The following is a 740-nucleotide window of genomic DNA, read 5'->3' as shown; positions in this document are numbered from 1 at the left end:
TTTATGATGATGCGCTGGATATTCCAGGTGGAGGATTTAATAGGTATGGTCATGGAGAATATATTAAGGAACCAATACTTGCATTAAGTACTAAGAACATTGTCGATTTCAGAGCAGCCGTGGCACATGAATGGGCCCATTGGAATATGTACCGTGTAAATGGAATGCCTGGAGGAAGTTATCAAACACATTATGATCAAGTAAATCCATATGTTAGCTACAAGGAAGGTTGGGCACTCTTCCAAAGACATCGATATACCTGTGGTTTGGAAAATGAATTGGCAAACGAAGCACAAGTTCAAAATGACAAGCGATTGTATGGAATGTCTACTAATTTCACAGTAAAGGGCGCTCTGTACGATATTTATGATATGAATTTTCCGAGAAACCAGCAAATAGAAAATGATGAGCTTGATATTTATACTGCTTTCGTTAATGGAAATCATTCATTGGAAGACAAAGATTTAATTTCTGAAGGCATCATGTATACGCCTGTCTCTTATACACATCTAGATGTGTATAAGAGACAGCAATTATATTAGTAACCATGCGGATAAGACACTTAAAGGCTGTCTCTTATACACATCTAGATTCTCCATAGTAAGCACTATTCAGGATTTGATCCGAAAATAGGAAATATATCTGGGGTCTATAAAGAAGTTTTTAATCATTTAGACCAATTCGATTCTATTGTATGTTCGACTGAACGGCAGAGAAATGATCTCGTCACTCGATTTGGT

The 740-nt window shown here is 36.8% G+C and carries 1 pseudogene; it reads left to right on the top strand.

Going from position 1 to position 740, the window contains the following annotated elements:
• Positions 1–542 (top strand): annotated as a pseudogene (locus A5875_RS22830) (hypothetical protein); the annotation flags it as partial.
• Positions 543–740: the final 198 nt, after the last annotated feature.

The sequence above is a fragment of the Enterococcus sp. 3H8_DIV0648 genome (assembly GCF_002140655.1).
Lineage (GTDB): Bacteria > Bacillota > Bacilli > Lactobacillales > Enterococcaceae > Enterococcus_A > Enterococcus_A hulanensis.
Note: the sequence above shows the minus strand (reverse complement) of the source record. Positions and strands in the feature narration are given on the sequence as shown.